The organism is Plantactinospora endophytica (assembly GCF_016862915.1).
In the GTDB taxonomy this organism is placed as follows: Bacteria; Actinomycetota; Actinomycetes; order Mycobacteriales; family Micromonosporaceae; genus Plantactinospora; species Plantactinospora endophytica.
The window spans coordinates 83,202-99,052 of the sequence record NZ_BONW01000009.1; the positions used below are offsets into that span (position 1 = coordinate 83,202).

Consider the following 15,851-nt stretch of genomic DNA (forward strand, 5'->3'; position numbering starts at 1 on the left):
TGGGGACGTCTGCCCACCCAGGGCCCCGATGCTGACCTGATCAGTCGCAGGTCGTCACGGACAGCGAGCTGTCGCCGCACAGCAGCAGGCTCGCGCGGCTACCGCCGCCACCGCCGCCCCCACCGGTGCGGTCGGCAAGCTCCATCCCCTGAAGGTCCAGAAGCGCCATGGTTGTTTCACCTCCTCCTTACTGTTCGGTCCGATGTGCCCCTCGCGGCAGCGAGGGGAGTCTGGTCGCGCCGGTCAGCGGCGCGAGGAAGGGCAGCGTCACCGGCTCGTCGTGCCGGGCCGTCCCGGTGGCGAGCAGCACGCCCGCGCTTCCGGTGGCCAGGTCCATGGACAGCCGCAGCAGTTGCTCGCCGGGGAAGGCGAGGAAGCCCTGGTACGGCAGCGCGTGCCAGGCCAGCCGTGCCACCTGGCGGTCCAGTTCGGCGCGGTCGTCGTCCCGCTCCGCCGCCTCGCCCTCGGCTTGGACGACCGTCTCCGTGCCGGTCCGACCACTGCCGCCGGCCGACCTGGCGGCCAGGTAGGCGATGATGCCGGCCCGACCGGCGAAGAGTCCGGACTGTGCGTAGAACGGCGCTCGGGCGGCCCGCCGGACCGCACCCGCCGACTCGGCGAGTTCCGGGTCCGGCCGGTGCCGGAGGTACTGGTCGAGTACCAAACCGATGCCGACGCTGCCGTGCGCCAGGTAGGGCATGGTGCGCCAGCCCTCGTTGACCTCCAGCGCCCCGTCCGGCCGCAGTACGCACCGGCGCAGGTCGTGCCGCAGCGCGTCGCCGGCCCGGTCCAGCAGCCCGGTGTCGCCGGTCAGCTCGTAGAGCCGGAGGAACATCAGGGCCGGACCGGTACGCCCCCGGGTCAGTCCCGCGTACGGGTGCTGCCCGCCGCTGATCTGCGCCCCGGCGCCGGTGCTGCCGGCGGTATCGCCTCCGGCCGGCGCACCGGCGCCGTCGGTCAGCCGGTCGGTGACCAGTTCGGCGGCGCGCCAGGCAGCCTGCCGTAACGTCGGTTCACCGGTCCGGCCGGCCATCTCGGCGAGGTTGAGCGCTATGCCGGAGAGCCCACTCACCAGGTCCTCGCCGAGTTCTTCCCAGGGCTCTCCGAGGCAGATGTCGAGTACGTCGAGCGCGTCCTGCCGCCGGCCGAGGTGCTCCAGGGCGTATGCCACCCCGTGCAGTCCGTCGTAGAAGCCGCACCGGGTACCGGACTCCGGGTGCAGGGCCCGCTTGACCAGCCAGTCCTCGTACTCCGGGAACCGGCCCGCGCCGGTGGCGTGCAGTGCGTGCACGATGCCGGCGGCGCCGTACCCGAGGTTCAGGCCGCCGGTGCGGAACTGGTCGATGTCGCCGGGGAAGAGCCGGTCGTCGCGCTCCGGCGTCGCACTGGCCAGGATCGCGCCGGCGATCCGGTCGCGCAGCCGTGGCCAGGCCGTCCGGTCGGCGGCGAAGTCGTCGGCCCCGGGTACCGGATGCGCCACCGTGCCGGATACCGGATAGGGCGCCGTGCCGGGCACCGGATGCGGCGTCGTCTCGGGCACCGGTTGCGGCGTCGTCTCGGCTGGGTGGGCGCTGCCGGTGATCTCGGCGACGGCCGCGTCCAGGAAGTCGCGCGGCACCGGGAAGTGCGCGGCGACCACGTCGGCGAGGTGCGCCGCCTTGGCCGGGGCCAGCCGGACCATCTGGGTCAGCGGCAGGAACAGAGCGAGCCGGAGACAGGCCAGGGCGTACCGGTCGACGGCGAGGCCGGTCCGGTCACGCGGCGCGGCGAATGCCTGGTTGCGCAGCGCGGGTCGGCTCGCCTCGGCCACCGGCGCGGCGACCTCGAAGTCGACAAGCGTCACCCGGTCGTCCGGGCCGACCATGATGTTGAACAGGTGCAGGTCGCCGTAGACGACGCCGTCTGCCGCGATCGCATCGACGGTCCGCTGCACCTGCGCGTGGATCCGCAGTGCCCAGTCGGTGTAGTCGGCCTTCTGGGCCGGGGTGGCGTCGGCGTCGACCAGCGGGTACCGCTCGACGATCAGCTTGTTCAGCGCGCGGCCCTCGACGAACTCCAGGGCGAGGAAGTGGTGGTCGCCGAGGACGAACTCGTCGTGCACCCGGGCGATCCCCGGAACGTCGGCGAGTCGGCGGAGCATCTCGGCCTCGCGGTGCAGCCGGGTGATCGCGTCCGTGCCGGTGGCGTCCAGCCCGGCGTGCGGGCGGGCTTCCTTCAGCACCACCTGGGCGTCGGTGCGGGTGTCCCGGCCGACGTAGAGGCCGCCGCCGTTGGAGAAGTGGATCACCCGTTCGATCCGGTACGGCAGGTCGGTGGTGGTGGTCGCGTTGCGGGCGGCGAGGTGCGGGCCGAGGAACTCGGGCAGGCTCACCCAGTCCGGTACGTGGAAGACCGGGTCGCGCCGGTCCGGTACCAGGGTGCCGGTGCCGTCCTCGATCGCGGGTACCACCTGTCCGTCGGCGCTGACGCAGTACCGGGCGGCGAAGCCGCCGTACCGGACGTAGACGGGGCCGGCGCCGTAGCGCAGATCACTGAGGATGTACGGCCCCGCCTCGCCGGTCAGCCGCTCGGCGAGTTCCTTGCAGGCCAGTTCGAGTTCGGCCTCGTCCCGGGGGTAGATGGTGACGAACTTGCCGCTGGAGCCGCGCCGGGCGTACTTCGAGTTGCGCATCAGCAGCATTCGCGGACCACGGAGGAACTTGAACGACATGCCCCGGGGTACGCAGTAGTCGAAGACGCTGTCCAGGATGCGCTCGGCGTTGTCCAGACAGGCCGAGACGTGGATCTTCCAGCCCTGCTGGGGGAGCGTGCCGTCCTCGGGACCGTAGACCAGCCAGTCGTCGCTCGGCTCCCGCTGCCAGCCGTCCGGCACCGGCCGGTCGGCGGCGGCGTACCCGCTGGCGGTGGTGGCGGCGGTGGTGCTGAGGGAGTCGTAGAACAGCGGATCGACCGCGCAGTAGGCGTCGTATCTCTCGTCCATCGTCGGCTCCTCGGGTGGTCCCTGGGCGACCGTGCTCCATCGATGCATCCGAGTCTCCTGGTCGGCTCCGAGGTGTTACTAGTGTGTTAAGTCATCCCCCAAGGTGCGTCGTGCACGGGTACCTATGACAAATGTCAGGGCCCACAGGCAAATGAAAATCATCTATATAGCTATATCCGGATGCACGAATCAATGCTGGTTGGCGGGGATCTGTTCCGGATCGTCCGCCGGTCGTGCCTCGCGCCGACCACATCTTGCGCCGACTATCCCGCGCGCCGACCACGCCTTGCGCCGACCGTCCCGCGCGCCGACCACATCTCGCGCCGACCATTCCGCACGGACCTCCGGTGCGGATCGTCGTGGTTCAGAGCCGACCACGCCTCGCGCCGACTACACCTCGCGCCGATCGCGCCGTGCGCTGGTTGCGTGGCCGAGGGGTGGGCGGCGACCGGGTGGTTCCTCGCGCGCGGCGAGTACGCCGCCCCCCCACCGCCCGGTGCGGCCCGCAGCGTGCGGTCGAGCGGCGCTGGCGGCGAGGTCAGGCCCGTTACCCAGGTTGCCGGTGGATTTCGAGGAGATCTATTTACGTCGTCAGGCTGTCATGACATTCTGCCAAAGGTGGACTCCTTCGATATCGATCATCGACGAAGGGAGGCAGACATGTCAGAACGGCGCGGACCCTGGTGGGGTCGGCGGACCGGACCGACGGGCAGCCGCGCGGTGTGCGCGTTCGCCGTGGCGGCGGCGGTGGTGCTGGCGGCCACCGCCTGCGGAGACTCCTCGGAGCCCGCCGGCCGGGACGCGAAGGACATCACGCTGACCATCACCGACAACGCGATCGCCGGGGGCAAGAACTCCCGCAGTGCCGAGTGGATCCAGAACTGGGTGATCCCGAGGTTCGTCGAGGCGCAGAAGGCCAAGGGAGTGACCGCGAAGGTCACCTTCGTGCCGAGCGGGGTGGACGACGAGCAGTACAAGACCAAGCTGGCGCTGGACCTGCGGGCCCGCTCCGGCGGCGACGTGATCTCGATCGACGGCATCTGGGTCGGCGAGTTCGCCCAGGCCGGCTACCTCAACCCACTGTCCGAGGTGGCCGGGGCGGAGACCGACTCCTGGGACGGCTGGGCGCAGATCCCGGAGGCGGTGCAGGGACTCGGCCGCTTCGAGGAGAAGCGGTACGCCATCCCGATCGGCACCGACGGCCGGGTCCTCTACTACAACCGGAAGCTCTTCGCCCAGGCCGGGCTTCCCGCCGACTGGCAGCCCCGGAGCTGGCAGGAGATCCTCGACGCCGGTGCCAAACTCAAGGCCCTGCCCGGCGTCACCCCGATCCAGCTCAACGCCGGTACGGCGATGGGCGAGGCGACCAGCATGCAGGGCGCGCTGCCGCTGCTGGCCGGCGCCGGTGGCGAGGTCTACACGGCCGGAAAGTGGACCGGCGCGACCCAGCCCACCCGGGACATGCTCGACTTCTACGCCAAGGTCTACGCGGGCGGGCTCGGTGATCCGCTGCTGCAACAGGAGGCGAAGGGTCGGGACAAGTCGTTCCAGCGGTTCGCCGAAGGCAAGATCGGCATCCTCGCCGAGGGCGACTACTTCTGGCGCAGCGTGGTCGAGCCGAAGGCCGGCATCGCGAAGATGGCCGACCGGGACAGCGCGGTCGGCTACGCGCTGATCCCGGCGAAGAACCCCGGCGCCGGCATCCGGGGGCAGGACTTCGTCAGCATGTCCGGCGGCAGCGTGCGGACGCTCAACCCGCACTCGAAGTACCCGATCCAGGCGTTCGAGCTGCTCAGCTTCATGCACTCGGCGGAGGCGGTGAAGGCGGAGCTGGGCGACGTACCCCGGATCACCGCCCGGACCGACGTCAACGACGAGGTGCTGGCCGGCGACCCGATGCTGAAGTTCGTGGCCGGCAAGGTCCTGCCGATCACCGCCGCCCGCCCGCCGCTGGCGGTCTATCCGCAGGTGTCGGTGGCGATCCAGGAGGCGACCGCCGCGGTGGTCGGCGGGAAGGCGCCGGACGCGGCGGCGGCGGACTACCAGAAGAAGCTGGCGGGGCTGGTCGGTGGCGCGGACAACGTCACCTCCTGAGCCGGAGACCGCGACCGGCGGGCCGGCGGCGGCTCCGGGCGATCCGGGTACGCCGCTGGCCCGGCGCGCCGACGCCGCCGGGCTCGGCCGGGCCCTGGCGGGTGGGTTCGTGCTGCCCGGCCTGGTGCTGATCGTGCTCTTCCTGGTGGTACCGGCGCTCTGGACCATCTACCTCGGCGTCACCAACTACCGGCTGACCGGGCTGGCCGCCGCCGACCCGCAGCTCGTCGGGCTGGACAACTACACCGCCGCGCTCGGCGACGAGCGGTTCCGCACCTCGCTCTGGCTCACCCTCCAGTTCGTCTTCGGGTCGGCGGTGCTCGGCCAGGCCGGGCTGGGTTTCGCGATCGCCTGGTCGCTACGGGACCGGCACGGGCCGGTACGCCGGCTGGTGGAGGCGCTGGTCCTGCTGGCCTGGATCCTGCCGAGTTCGGTGGTGGCGTTCCTCTGGATCGCGCTGCTGGACCGGGACGCCGGCACCCTCAACGCGCTGCTCGGCACGCCCGGGATGGCCTGGCTGCTCGACCACCCGATGCTCGCGGTGATCCTGTTCAACACCTGGCGGGGCACCGCGTTCTCGATGATGCTCTACGGCGCCGCGTTGCAGAACGTGCCGCCGTCGCATCTGGAGACGGCCAGGCTGGCCGGTGCGTCGACGTGGCAGCAGTTGCGGGACGTGGTCTTCCCGCGCATCCGGGGGCACGTGCTGACCAACCTGCTGCTGATCAGCCTCTGGACGTTCAACGACTTCACCCCGTTCCTGATCACGGCGGGCGGCCCGGAGCAGCGCTCCGAGATCCTGCCGGTGTACGTCTTCAAGATCGCGCTGTCCGGCGGGGAACTCGGCTTCGGCGCCGCGATCTCCTTCCTGATGCTGCTGATCAACCTGGTCATCGCGCTGGTCTACCTGCGTACCCTGGGACAGCGGCGGGAGGCCCGGCGATGACGGCCGGCCCGGCGACGCCGCCCCGTCCGGCAACGGCCGGCCCTGGAAGCACGATCGGTTGGCGGGGAGGGCTGGCGCAGATCGGCCGCTACACCTTCGTCTCGTTGGTGCTCGGCTTCTTCGCGCTTCCGCTGCTCTGGCTGGCCACCGCACCGTTCGACCGGACTCCGACGATCACCACCTCGCTGCCCGAGTTCACCCTGGACAACTTCCGGGCCCTGCTGGACAACCCGTACGCGCTCCGGTCGCTGTGGAACTCGATCCTGCTCTCCGGCGGTACGGCGGTCCTGGTGGTGACGTTCGCGGCGCTGGCCGCGTACGCGCTCAGCCGGGTCCGGGTGCCCGGCCGGGACGCGCTGCTCTACGGCCTGCTGCTGCTCTCCTCGATCGTCACCGGTACCGCCACCATGGTGCCGCTCTACGAACTGGCCTTCCGGCTGAACCTGATCGACTCCCGGCTCGGCGTGATCCTGATCCTCAGCGGTGGACTGCTGCCGGCGGCGATCTTCATCCTGAAGGACTTCATGGACGGCACCCCCACCTCCTACGAGGAGTCGGCCCGGGTCTTCGGGGCGAGTCCGGTGCAGATCGTCTGGCAGATCGTGCTGCCGATGGTCCGGCCCGGTCTGGCCACGGTGGCGGTCTGGGCCGTGGCGAACGTGTGGGGCAACTTCCTGGTGCCGTTCCTGCTGCTGCGCAACCCGGACAAGGCCCCGGCAGCGGTGATCATGTACACCCTCTACACCGAGGGCGGCCAGGCGAACCTGGCGTTGCTCTCCACCTTCTCGCTGCTCTACTCGCTGCCGGTGGTGCTCATGTTCGTCTTCGTCAGCAGCCGGTACGGCTTCCGGTTCCACGGAGGGATCAAGCGCTGATGGCCGCCATCACCCTGCACCGGCTCGGCAAGGTCTATCCCGGCGGTGTCCGGGCGCTGGACGCGCTCGACCTGGCCATCGCCGACGGCGAGTTCTTCGCCCTGCTCGGCCCGTCCGGCTGCGGCAAGACCACCCTGCTGCGTACCATCGCCGGGCTGGAGGTGGCCACCGAGGGCACCGTGCGGATCGGCGACCGGGACGTGACCGACCTCCAGCCGGGCCGGCGGGACGTGGCGATGGTCTTCCAGGACTACGCGCTGTTTCCGCACATGACCGTCGAGGAGAACATCGGCTATCCGCTGCGGATCAAGAAGGTGCCCCGGGCGGCCCGGCACGACAAGGCCACCGAGACCGCCGCCGAGCTGGGCCTGACCGGGCTGCTCGACCGGCGCCCCGGGCAGCTCTCCGGCGGCCAGCAGCAGCGGGTGGCGCTGGCCCGGGCGATGGCCTGCCACCCGCAGGTGTTCCTGCTCGACGAGCCGCTCTCCAACCTGGACGCCCGGCTCCGGCTGGAGGCCCGGACCTTCCTCAAGCGGCTTCAGCGGGAGCTGGGCGTGACCTGTGTCTTCGTCACCCACGACCAGGCCGAGGCGCTGGCCCTGGCGGACCGGATCGCGGTACTGGAGAGCGGCCGGATCCGCCAGGTCGGTACCCCGGTCGAGGTGTTCCGGCAGCCGGCCAACACCTTCGTGGCCGGGTTCATCGGCTCGACCCCGATGAACCTGCTCGACGCCGAGGTGGCCGGCGACGCGGTGCTGGTCGCCGGGGCTCGGCTGCCGCTGCCCGCGCCGGTCCGGGCCCTGGTCGCCGACGGCGACCGGGTGGTCTACGGGGTACGCCCCGAATATCTCGACCTGCATCCGGCGCCGGTGCCGGGCGCGCTCGCCGGTCGGGTAGTGGTGGTGGAGAACCTCGGCAGCAGCTCGCTGGTCTCGCTGGACCTGCCCGGCCCGGACGGGGCCGCCGGTGCCGGGCTCCAGGTGGTGGTCCCGGAGGGTCGGGAGCCGGCGATCGGCAGCACCGGCTGGGCGGTGCCCCGCGACGGCCGCTCACTGGTCTATCGGAACGGCGAACTGCTGCACGCGACCGAACCGGCCGGCGCGACGACCGACCCCGCGCACGCCGTCGGGCCGGCAGCGGACAGCTCAGTCACGGACAGCCCGGTCACGGACAGCCCAGTCACGGACAGCCCGGTCACGGACAGCTCAGTCACGGGCAGCTCAGTCACGGACAGCCCGGTCGGCGGCAGTGTTCCGGCCGGCGGCGCGGTTGCCGGTAGTGCGGCGGGCAGCGGCGCGGCGGGCGGGCCGGCCTAGCGGTACGGCGGGCGGGTCGGCGCCATCGTCGGCCCGGGAGGACGGACGAGCGGATCGGGGTGCGCAGTGGGCGAGCGGGTGACGACCCACCGGGGGCGGTGGACCCTCGACGACCGGGCGGCCGGCATCCTCCGGCCGCTGCCGGTCATGGTGCCGCCCGGCACGGCGGGGCTGACCGTACGGCTCGACTATCCGCGTACCGTCGGGGTGCTGGACCTCGGCTGCCAGGGCCCGGCCGGGTTCCGGGGCTGGTCCGGCGGTGCCCGGGACGGCTTCACCGTCGCCGCCGACTGGGCGACCCCCGGCTACCTGCCCGGCGAGTTGGAACCCGGCGAGTGGCAGGTGCTGCTCCGGCTGCACCGGATCCCGCCGGACGGGCTGGACTTCGTGTTGACCGCCGGCACCACCACCGCCCGGCCGGCGCCACCGGCACCGGCCGCCGTACCGGCCCGGCCCGAGTCCCGTCCCCGACGCGCCGTCCCGACCGTGGAGGGGCTGCGCTGGCTCGCCGGTGACCTGCACGCGCACACCGTGCACAGCGACGGTACCGGCACCGTGCCCGAACTCGCCGCCCTCGCCGCCGGTCAGGGGCTGGACTTCCTCGCGGTCACCGACCACAACACGGTGAGCCATCACGCCGAGCTGCCCGCCGCGAGCGCCCGGTACGGCGTCACCCTGCTGCCGGGCCAGGAGGTGACCACCGACCGGGGACACGCCAACGTCTTCGGCCCGACCGGCTGGATCGACTTCCGGGCACCCGCCGACGAGTGGGTGACGGCGGCGGAGAAGGCCGGTGGCCTGCTCTCGATCAACCATCCGCTCGCCGCCGACTGCGCCTGGCGGGAGCCGCTGCGGGTACGGCCCCGGCTGGCCGAGGTGTGGCACTCGGGGTGGTGGGATCGGACCTGGGGTGCACCGCTGGCCTGGGCGCAGGCGTGGCGGCCGGACGTCGTACCGGTGGGTGGCAGTGACTTCCACCGGCCCGGGGACGGTGTGGCCGTGGGTACCCCGACCACCTGGGTGCTGGCCGAGCCGGTGGACGTACCGGCCGGTGGCGCGGGCGAGGCACTGCTGGCCGGGCTGGCGGCGGGGCGTACCGCTGTGTCGGGCGGGCCGGACGCGCCGCTGCTGCTCCGGCTCGGCGACGAGTTGCTCGCCCTGGACGCCGACGGCACCGTGCTGGTCCGCCCCGACGGGGCTCGGCAGGTGCTCCGGGGCGACCGGGTACTGCTGCCGGCGGCGGACGGGTTGCACCTGCTGGAGTCGTACCGGACGGAGGTGGTCGCGCTGTGCGCGTGACGGCGGACGACCCTGACCTCGTAACCCCGGGACTCGACGACGCGGTACGGGTGGCGAACGCACCGGTCAGTTTCGGCATCTACGCCCCGGAGGCGGCGCCACTCGGCCCGGACGAGCTGCTCGACGGGCTGGCCGAGGCCGGTTACCGGGGCATCGACAGTGGTCCGATCGGCTTTCTCGGTACCGGTGACCGGCTCGCCCGGCGGTTGGACCGGGTCGGGTTCGGCCTGGCCGGCGGCTGGGTGGACCTCCGGTTCGCCGACCCGGACGGGTTCACGGCCGACCTGCCCGGCCTGGACGCGGCGCTGGACGTCTTCGCCGCCGTACCGGTCGACGATCCCCGGTTCGCGCCCCGGCCGACTCTGGCCTGCTCGGCCGACCCGGCCCGGATGGCCCGGCCGGGGGTGCCGCACGATCCCGGGCTGGCCCTGCCGGCGCAAGCCTGGCCGGGTTTCGCCGGCCGGGTGCAGCGGGCGGCGGACCGGTGCCGGGACCGGGGGCTCGAACCGGTGTTCCACTACCACCTCGGCACCGACGTGGAGACGGCGGAGGAGGCGGACCGGCTGCTGGAGCTGACCGACGTCTCGGTCTGCCTGGACACCGGGCACCTCTGGCTGGCCGGCGGTGACCCGGTCGCGGCGGTACGTCGCTGGGCCGGCCGGATCCGCCAGGTGCACGTCAAGGACGGCGACATGGCCGCGCACCGCCGGGTCAGGTCGAGCGGCGGCGGGCTGACCGAGGTGGTGGCGGCCGGCGGTTTCTGCCGGCTGGGTGCCGGCGGGGTGGACGTCGCCGGAGTGCTGGCGGCGCTGCGCGAGATCGGCTACGAGGGTTGGCTGGTGGTGGAGCAGGACGCTCCGGCCGGTCGCGCCGACGTGGCCGGGATGCTGGCCGAGCAGCGGGCCAACCGGGCGTACCTGCGCGGGTTGGGCGTGCGGTGAGCCGGGGCGAGCGGCTCCGGGTGGCGGTGGCCGGGCTGGGCGTGATCGCCCAGGCGGTGCACCTGCCGGTGCTGGAACGCCGTCGTGACCTCTTCGAACTGGCCGCCGTAGCCGACCTGTCGGCACAGCGTGGGCACGAGCTGGGCCGGCGGTACGGCGTACCGGAGCGGCACCGGTACCTCGACGGCGCCGCGCTGCTCGACGCCGGTGGCTTCGACGCGCTGCTGCTGCTCACCTCGGGCTCGCACGGCGAGTTGACGGCGGCGGCGCTGCGTCGGGGCGTACCGGTGTTCTGCGAGAAGCCGCTCGCCTACACCCGGGCGGAGGCCGCCGAGCTGGCCGCCGCCGGAGCCGGGACCGGCGCGGGGCTGATGGTCGGCTACATGAAGCAGTACGACCCGGCGGTGGCCGAACTCGCCCGCCGGCTGGACCGGATCGGTGGCGCCGGGGCGGTGCACGCCGTCGAGGTGACCGTGCTGCATCCGAGCGGCGAGTCGCAGCTCGCGTCGCAGCGGCTGGGACCCGCGCCGACCGACGTGGATCCGGAGCGGGTGCGGGTGCTGCGGGACCGTTCCGACGAGCTGCTGCTCCGGGCGGTCGGGGCGGATCGGCAGGTCCGGGCGCTCTACCAGATCATGATCAACAGCGTCTCGCACGACCTGTCCCTGCTCCGGCTGCTCACCGGTGCACCGTCCACCGTGGAGCACGTGGCGCTCTGGCCGGCCGACCCGCCGGCCGGGCAGGAGCCGTCGGTGGAGGTCAGCGGCGGGCTTCTGGCCGGCGGCCGGTACGGCATCCGCTGGCTCCACCTCCCGGACTACCCCGGCTACCGGGAGACGGTGACCGTGCACCACGCCAACGGCTCGTTGGAGCTGGTCTTCCCGACGCCGTACCGGCTCGACCTGCCGAGCACGCTGACCGTGCGCGACGGGACCGGCGGTGTCGAGCGCCGGGTCGGGTACCAGGAGACGGGCTCGGGATTCGAGCGGGAACTTGTCGCCTTCCACGCCATGGTCACCGCCGGCACACCGCCGCGGACCGGGCTGGCCGGCGGCACGGCCGACATCGGAACCAGTCAGCAGGTGGTCCGCCGGTTCGGGGCACTGACCGGATCGGCGGTGGGCGGAGAGGCGGCGACCGGATGACGACGGACGGACGTGGGCGGGCCGGGGCGGGCGTACCGGCGAGCATCGTGGTGGTGCCGCACACCCACTGGGACCGGGAGTGGTACGAGCCCTTCCAGCGCTTCCGGCTCCGCCTGGTCGCGCTGCTCGACGAGGTCTTCGAGCGGATGGAACGCGACCCGCGCCAGCGGTTCACCCTGGACGGCCAACTCGCCGCCGTCGACGACTACCTGGAGGTACGCCCCGAGCGGCGGGACCAGGTCGCCGCCCTGGTCGCGGACGGCCGGCTCGCGGTCGGCCCCTGGCAGATCCTGCTGGACGAGTTCCTCTGTTCCGGCGAGAACATCGTCCGCAACCTGGAGCTGGGGTTGCGCCGGGCAGCCGGGTTCGGTGCGGCGATGCCGGTCGGCTACCTGCCCGACATGTTCGGGCACGTCGCCCAGATGCCGCAGATCCTGGCCGGTGCCGGGCTGGCGCACGCCTGCGTCTGGCGGGGCGTGCCGGACCGGGTGCGTAGCTCCGCCTTTGCCTGGACGGCACCGGACGGCACGACGATCCGGACCGAATACCTGTACGGCGGCTACGGCAACGCCGCCGGCCTGGTGGACAACCCGGCACTGGTGGCCCGGCGCGCCGCCGACCTGGCGGAGCGGCTCGCCGCCTGGCGGCCGGCCGGCGACACGTCCCCGATGCTGGCGATGTACGGCGCCGACCACGGCGCCCCGGCCGCCGCCACCCCCGACCTGCTGGCCGAGGCGGCCGAGCGGACCGGCCTGCGACTGCGGCTCGGCACCCTGACCGAGTACTTCGCGGACCAGCCGACCGGGGTCGCCGGCCTGCCGGAGGTACGCGGCGAACTCCGCTCGCACGCCCGGGCCAACATCCTGCCCGGGGTCCACTCGGTACGGGCGCACCTGAAGCAGGCGATGGGCCGGGCCGAGCGCTGCGTCGAGCGGTACGCCGAACCGCTGCGCACCCTCTGGTACGACCGCTCGGCCCAGCGCTTCCTGGACATGGCCTGGATCCGGCTGATCGAGGCGAGCTGCCACGACTCGGTGACCGGCTGCGGCTGCGACGAGACGGCCGATCAGGTGGCGACCCGGATCGCCGAGGCGGAACAACTCGGCCGGGCGGTGTACGACCTGGTCGGTGCCGCGCACGCCGCCGCCGTACCCCGGGACGGCTACGCGGTCTTCAACCCGACGCCGCGTCCCCGGACCGCCCTGGTCCGGTTGGACGTGTCACTGCCCGCCGCCGGAGCCCCGGTGGCGCTGCGTACCGCCGACGGTGGAGCTGTCGCCACCCAGCGGCTCGCGGTCGCCCCGACCCTGCTCGCCGACGACTGGTACGACGAGATCGACCTCTCCGTCGTGCTGTCCCGGGTGCACGGCGTCGAACTGTACGGGCAGCACATCACGAGCTGGTCGGTCTCGCCGCCCCGCCCGGCCGGCTCCGGCGGCCGTACCGCCCAGCCGGGAACGCTCACCTTCCAGGTCGCCCGGCACGGGGACGAGTCGTTCGACCTCGCCGACGTGCGGGTCGCGCTGGCCGAGGCGACGGCCGGGCCGGAACGGCGTTGGCGGGTGCGGATCGTCGCCGAGCCCCGTGCGACGGTCGCCGCCCTGGTCGAGGTGCCCGCGCTGGGCTGGACCACGGTCCGGCCGGTACCGGCCGACACCGTCGTAGCCGCCGTCCCACCGGTGCCGACCGTCACCGCCGCAGCCGCCGTCCTACCGGTGCCGGCCGACACCGCAGCACCCGCTGCCCGGCCCGTGCCGGCCGACACTGCGGCATCCGCCGGGCTGCCTGAGCGCCGGCCGGCCCTCGCCCGAGGACGGGTCCTCGACAACGGGCTGCTCCGGGTGGAGGTGGCCGACGACGGAACGCTGGGGCTGCACACCCCGGACGGGCTGCGGGTCGGCGGGCTCGGCCGGATCGTGGACGGTGGCGACGTGGGGGACAGCTACAACTACGCGCCGCCGGCAACGGACGTCCTCGTCGACAAGCCACAGTCGGTGCGGACCGCGATCGTGCACGGGGGGCCGGTGACGGCGGTACTGGACGTGCTGCGTACCTATCGGTGGCCGGTCGACGCGGACGTGACGGCGGGGGTCCGGTCGGTGCGTACCGAGTCGGTCACCGTGGCGACCCGGCTGGAACTGCGGGTTGGCGAGCCGTTCGTCCGGGTCACGGTGGGCTTCGACAACCGGTCGGAGGACCATCGGGTACGGGCACACCTGCCGCTGCCGTCCCGGGCCGACGTGTCGTACGCGCAGGGGCAGTTCGCGGTCGTCGCGCGCGGGCTGACCAGCGAGGGCGGTTTCGGCGAGGTGCCGCTGCCGACCTATCCGGCGGCCGGTTACGTGGCGGCCGGTGGTGTCGGCGGCTCGCTGGCGGTGCTGCTCACCCAGCCCAGCGAGTACGAGCTGGTCGACGGCGGCCGGGAGTTGGCGCTGACCCTGCTGCGGTCGGTCGGGATGCTGTCCCGGAACCGGAACTCGATGCGGGACGAGCCGGCCGGCCCGCAGGTGCCGACACCGTCGGCGCAGTGCCGGGGAGAGCGGAGTGCCGAGTTCGCCCTGTTGCCGTTCCGGGGCGAGTGGCACACGGCGGGGGTTCCGGAGGCGGCCGAGGCGTACCGGCACGGGTTTCTGACCTTCGCCGGCACCGGCCCGGCCGGCGGCCCGCTGCCGCCGGCCCGGACCGGCCTCTCGGTGACCGGCGCCGGGGTGGTGCTGACCAGCGTCCGCGACCGGGACGGGCGGGTCGAGGTGCGGGTGGTGGCGGAACATCCGACCGACACGGCGGCCGTCCTCGGCGCGGGCCGGCCGATCCGCGCCGCGCGCCGGGCCGACCTGTTGGGTCGGCCCGGCGCGGTGCTGCCGGTCGAGGTCGACGGGACGGTACGGCTTCCGCTGCGGGCCTGGGAGATCGCCACGGTGCAGCTCGACCTCGCCGCCGACGAGCCGGAGACGGCCGGCGACCTCGACGTGGCCGCCGACCCGGACGCGGTGGGGGATGTCGACACCGTCGACCGGACCGTCCCGGCTCGCTGACGGGCCGAGGTCACCGGGAGGGCTCGGGCACGTCACATTCGATCTCGGGGTTCAGCCCGATGTAGTTCAGCGGACCGGCGATCACCGTCACGATGGTGGTGCCGACCTCCGCACAGTTGTCGTTGCTCCGGTCGAAGTAGCCGCGCTGCCCGGCCGCCAGCGCGCCGATGATCAGCCAGATCAGTACGATGACGCCGCCTATCGATCCGTAACGCATGAGAGCCTCCTCGGGGGTGGAATGCGGATCGACCCGGCGGGGGTGTCCGGCCGCTGGTGAAGCGGTGCCGGCCCCGGCCCGCCGGGGTGTTGCCGCACTGATACCCACCGCCCGTTCAGGCGCAAACGCCAGGCCCGTCGACGGCGGCGTGGCCAGCGCCAACCCCGTGCCCCACCTCCGCGCCGTTCCCCACCTCCGCGCCGTTCCCCACCTCCGCGCCGTTCCCCACCTCCGCGCCGCGCCCGACCCTCGGGGCCGGGTGTGTCACCGGAGGCGGTGCGGCCCCGGGCCCTGGCTGCCGAGCACGTCCTGCGGGTTGACCAGGCCGCACTGCTCGAAGGAGAGGCAGCCGCAGCCGACGCACTCGGTGAACAGGTCGCGCATGCGTTCCAGCCGGGCTATCCGACCGTTCAGTTCCGCGTTCCAGCACTCGGCGGCGCGTAGCCAGAACTCCCGGGTCGGCGCGACGTTCTCCGGCAGGAAGCCGAGCACCTCGCCGATGACCGACAGCGGGATGCCGACGCTCTGCGACGCCCGGATGAAGGCGACCTTGCGCAGCGTGCTGCGGTGGTAGCGCCGCTGGTTGCCGGAGGTGCGCCGACTGCCGATCAACCCCTGCCGCTCGTAGAACCGCAGTGCCGACGCCGGTACGCCGCTGCGCTCGGCCAGCTCGCCGATGGTGAGCTCCTCCGCCTGCCAGGGGAGCGCCGTCGTCATCCCTCCGCCCGCCAGCACAGCGTGGTCATCCGGCTGCCCCCGGGTGGCGGAGCGTTCATCCGGCTGCCCGCCGGTAGCGCAGTGGTCGCCCGGCTGCCCGTTGGTATCGCAGCGGTCGTGCGGCGGGCGGACGGTAGCGCACTGGTCGTCCGGCTGTCCGCTGGTAGCGCGGTGGTCGTCCGGCTGCGCGCCGGGAAAGTCTGTCCACCCGGCCGAGACTAGCTTGACTTGAACCTTTGTTTAAGTCCGAGCCTTGGGGCGGCGGTCCCGCATCGGGATCCGGGCC

General features: G+C 73.0%; 12 protein-coding genes. 8 read left to right on the forward strand and 4 right to left on the reverse strand.

Features of this window, described 5'->3' with window-relative positions; translation table 11 throughout:
• Window positions 1-40: 40 nt before the first annotated feature.
• Both Pen02_RS10945 and lanKC read right to left on the reverse strand, forming a co-directional pair.
• Entirely contained in the window at window positions 41-169 is a 129-nt protein-coding gene (locus Pen02_RS10945) for a SapB/AmfS family lanthipeptide (RefSeq protein WP_203865853.1), read from the reverse strand.
• 18 nt (window positions 170-187) lie between these two features.
• Complete coding sequence (gene lanKC, locus Pen02_RS10950) at window positions 188-2,980, reverse strand: class III lanthionine synthetase LanKC (protein WP_203865854.1); 2,793 nt, start codon at window positions 2,978-2,980, stop codon at window positions 188-190.
• Between the two features lie 660 nt (window positions 2,981-3,640).
• Here lanKC and Pen02_RS10955 point away from each other — a divergent pair.
• From Pen02_RS10955 to Pen02_RS10990, 8 genes are all read left to right on the forward strand, one after another.
• Complete coding sequence (locus tag Pen02_RS10955; protein WP_203865855.1) at window positions 3,641-5,074, forward strand: extracellular solute-binding protein; 1,434 nt, start codon at window positions 3,641-3,643, stop codon at window positions 5,072-5,074.
• Entirely contained in the window at window positions 5,049-6,020 is a 972-nt protein-coding gene (locus Pen02_RS10960; RefSeq protein WP_203865856.1) for a carbohydrate ABC transporter permease, read from the forward strand. Before Pen02_RS10955 ends, Pen02_RS10960 begins: the two co-directional genes overlap by 26 nt.
• Window positions 6,017-6,895: a carbohydrate ABC transporter permease gene (locus Pen02_RS10965; RefSeq protein WP_203865857.1), complete on the forward strand. Its 879-nt coding sequence runs from the start codon at window positions 6,017-6,019 to the stop codon at window positions 6,893-6,895. Before Pen02_RS10960 ends, Pen02_RS10965 begins: the two co-directional genes overlap by 4 nt.
• Entirely contained in the window at window positions 6,895-8,211 is a 1,317-nt protein-coding gene (locus Pen02_RS10970) for an ATP-binding cassette domain-containing protein (protein WP_203865858.1), read from the forward strand. Before Pen02_RS10965 ends, Pen02_RS10970 begins: the two co-directional genes overlap by 1 nt.
• Window positions 8,212-8,277: 66 nt before the next feature.
• Window positions 8,278-9,510: a CehA/McbA family metallohydrolase gene (locus Pen02_RS10975; RefSeq protein ID WP_203865859.1), complete on the forward strand. Its 1,233-nt coding sequence runs from the start codon at window positions 8,278-8,280 to the stop codon at window positions 9,508-9,510.
• Window positions 9,501-10,451 carry a sugar phosphate isomerase/epimerase family protein gene (locus tag Pen02_RS10980; RefSeq protein WP_203865860.1) on the forward strand — a complete coding sequence of 317 codons (951 nt, stop codon included), beginning with the start codon at window positions 9,501-9,503 and terminating at the stop codon, window positions 10,449-10,451. The genes Pen02_RS10975 and Pen02_RS10980 overlap by 10 nt, the downstream gene beginning before the upstream one ends.
• The gene (locus tag Pen02_RS10985) at window positions 10,448-11,596 is read left to right on the forward strand and encodes a Gfo/Idh/MocA family protein (RefSeq protein ID WP_203865861.1); all 1,149 of its coding nucleotides are present in this window, start codon (window positions 10,448-10,450) and stop codon (window positions 11,594-11,596) included. Before Pen02_RS10980 ends, Pen02_RS10985 begins: the two co-directional genes overlap by 4 nt.
• On the forward strand, window positions 11,593-14,631 hold the full coding sequence (locus Pen02_RS10990) for a glycoside hydrolase family 38 N-terminal domain-containing protein (protein ID WP_203865862.1): 3,039 nt from the start codon (window positions 11,593-11,595) through the stop codon (window positions 14,629-14,631). Before Pen02_RS10985 ends, Pen02_RS10990 begins: the two co-directional genes overlap by 4 nt.
• Window positions 14,632-14,641: 10 nt before the next feature.
• Here Pen02_RS10990 and Pen02_RS10995 read toward each other — a convergent pair whose 3' ends face one another.
• Both Pen02_RS10995 and soxR read right to left on the reverse strand, forming a co-directional pair.
• Window positions 14,642-14,848, reverse strand: coding sequence for a hypothetical protein (locus Pen02_RS10995; protein WP_203865863.1), 207 nt, complete (start codon window positions 14,846-14,848; stop codon window positions 14,642-14,644).
• 264 nt (window positions 14,849-15,112) lie between these two features.
• On the reverse strand, window positions 15,113-15,565 hold the full coding sequence (soxR, locus tag Pen02_RS11005; protein WP_203865865.1) for a redox-sensitive transcriptional activator SoxR: 453 nt from the start codon (window positions 15,563-15,565) through the stop codon (window positions 15,113-15,115).
• Window positions 15,566-15,851: the final 286 nt, after the last annotated feature.

Bases quoted from the DNA above. Each gene is read 5' to 3' on its own strand.
- Pen02_RS10945 (WP_203865853.1), bottom strand. From the start codon at position 169: ATGGCGCTTCTGGACCTTCAGGGGATGGAGCTTGCCGACCGCACCGGT.
- lanKC (WP_203865854.1), bottom strand. From the start codon at position 2,980: ATGGACGAGAGATACGACGCCTACTGCGCGGTCGATCCGCTGTTCTAC.
- Pen02_RS10955 (WP_203865855.1), top strand. From the start codon at position 3,641: ATGTCAGAACGGCGCGGACCCTGGTGGGGTCGGCGGACCGGACCGACG.
- Pen02_RS10965 (WP_203865857.1), top strand. From the start codon at position 6,017: ATGACGGCCGGCCCGGCGACGCCGCCCCGTCCGGCAACGGCCGGCCCT.
- Pen02_RS10970 (WP_203865858.1), top strand. From the start codon at position 6,895: ATGGCCGCCATCACCCTGCACCGGCTCGGCAAGGTCTATCCCGGCGGT.
- Pen02_RS10990 (WP_203865862.1), top strand. From the start codon at position 11,593: ATGACGACGGACGGACGTGGGCGGGCCGGGGCGGGCGTACCGGCGAGC.
- Pen02_RS10995 (WP_203865863.1), bottom strand. From the start codon at position 14,848: ATGCGTTACGGATCGATAGGCGGCGTCATCGTACTGATCTGGCTGATC.
- soxR (WP_203865865.1), bottom strand. From the start codon at position 15,565: ATGACGACGGCGCTCCCCTGGCAGGCGGAGGAGCTCACCATCGGCGAG.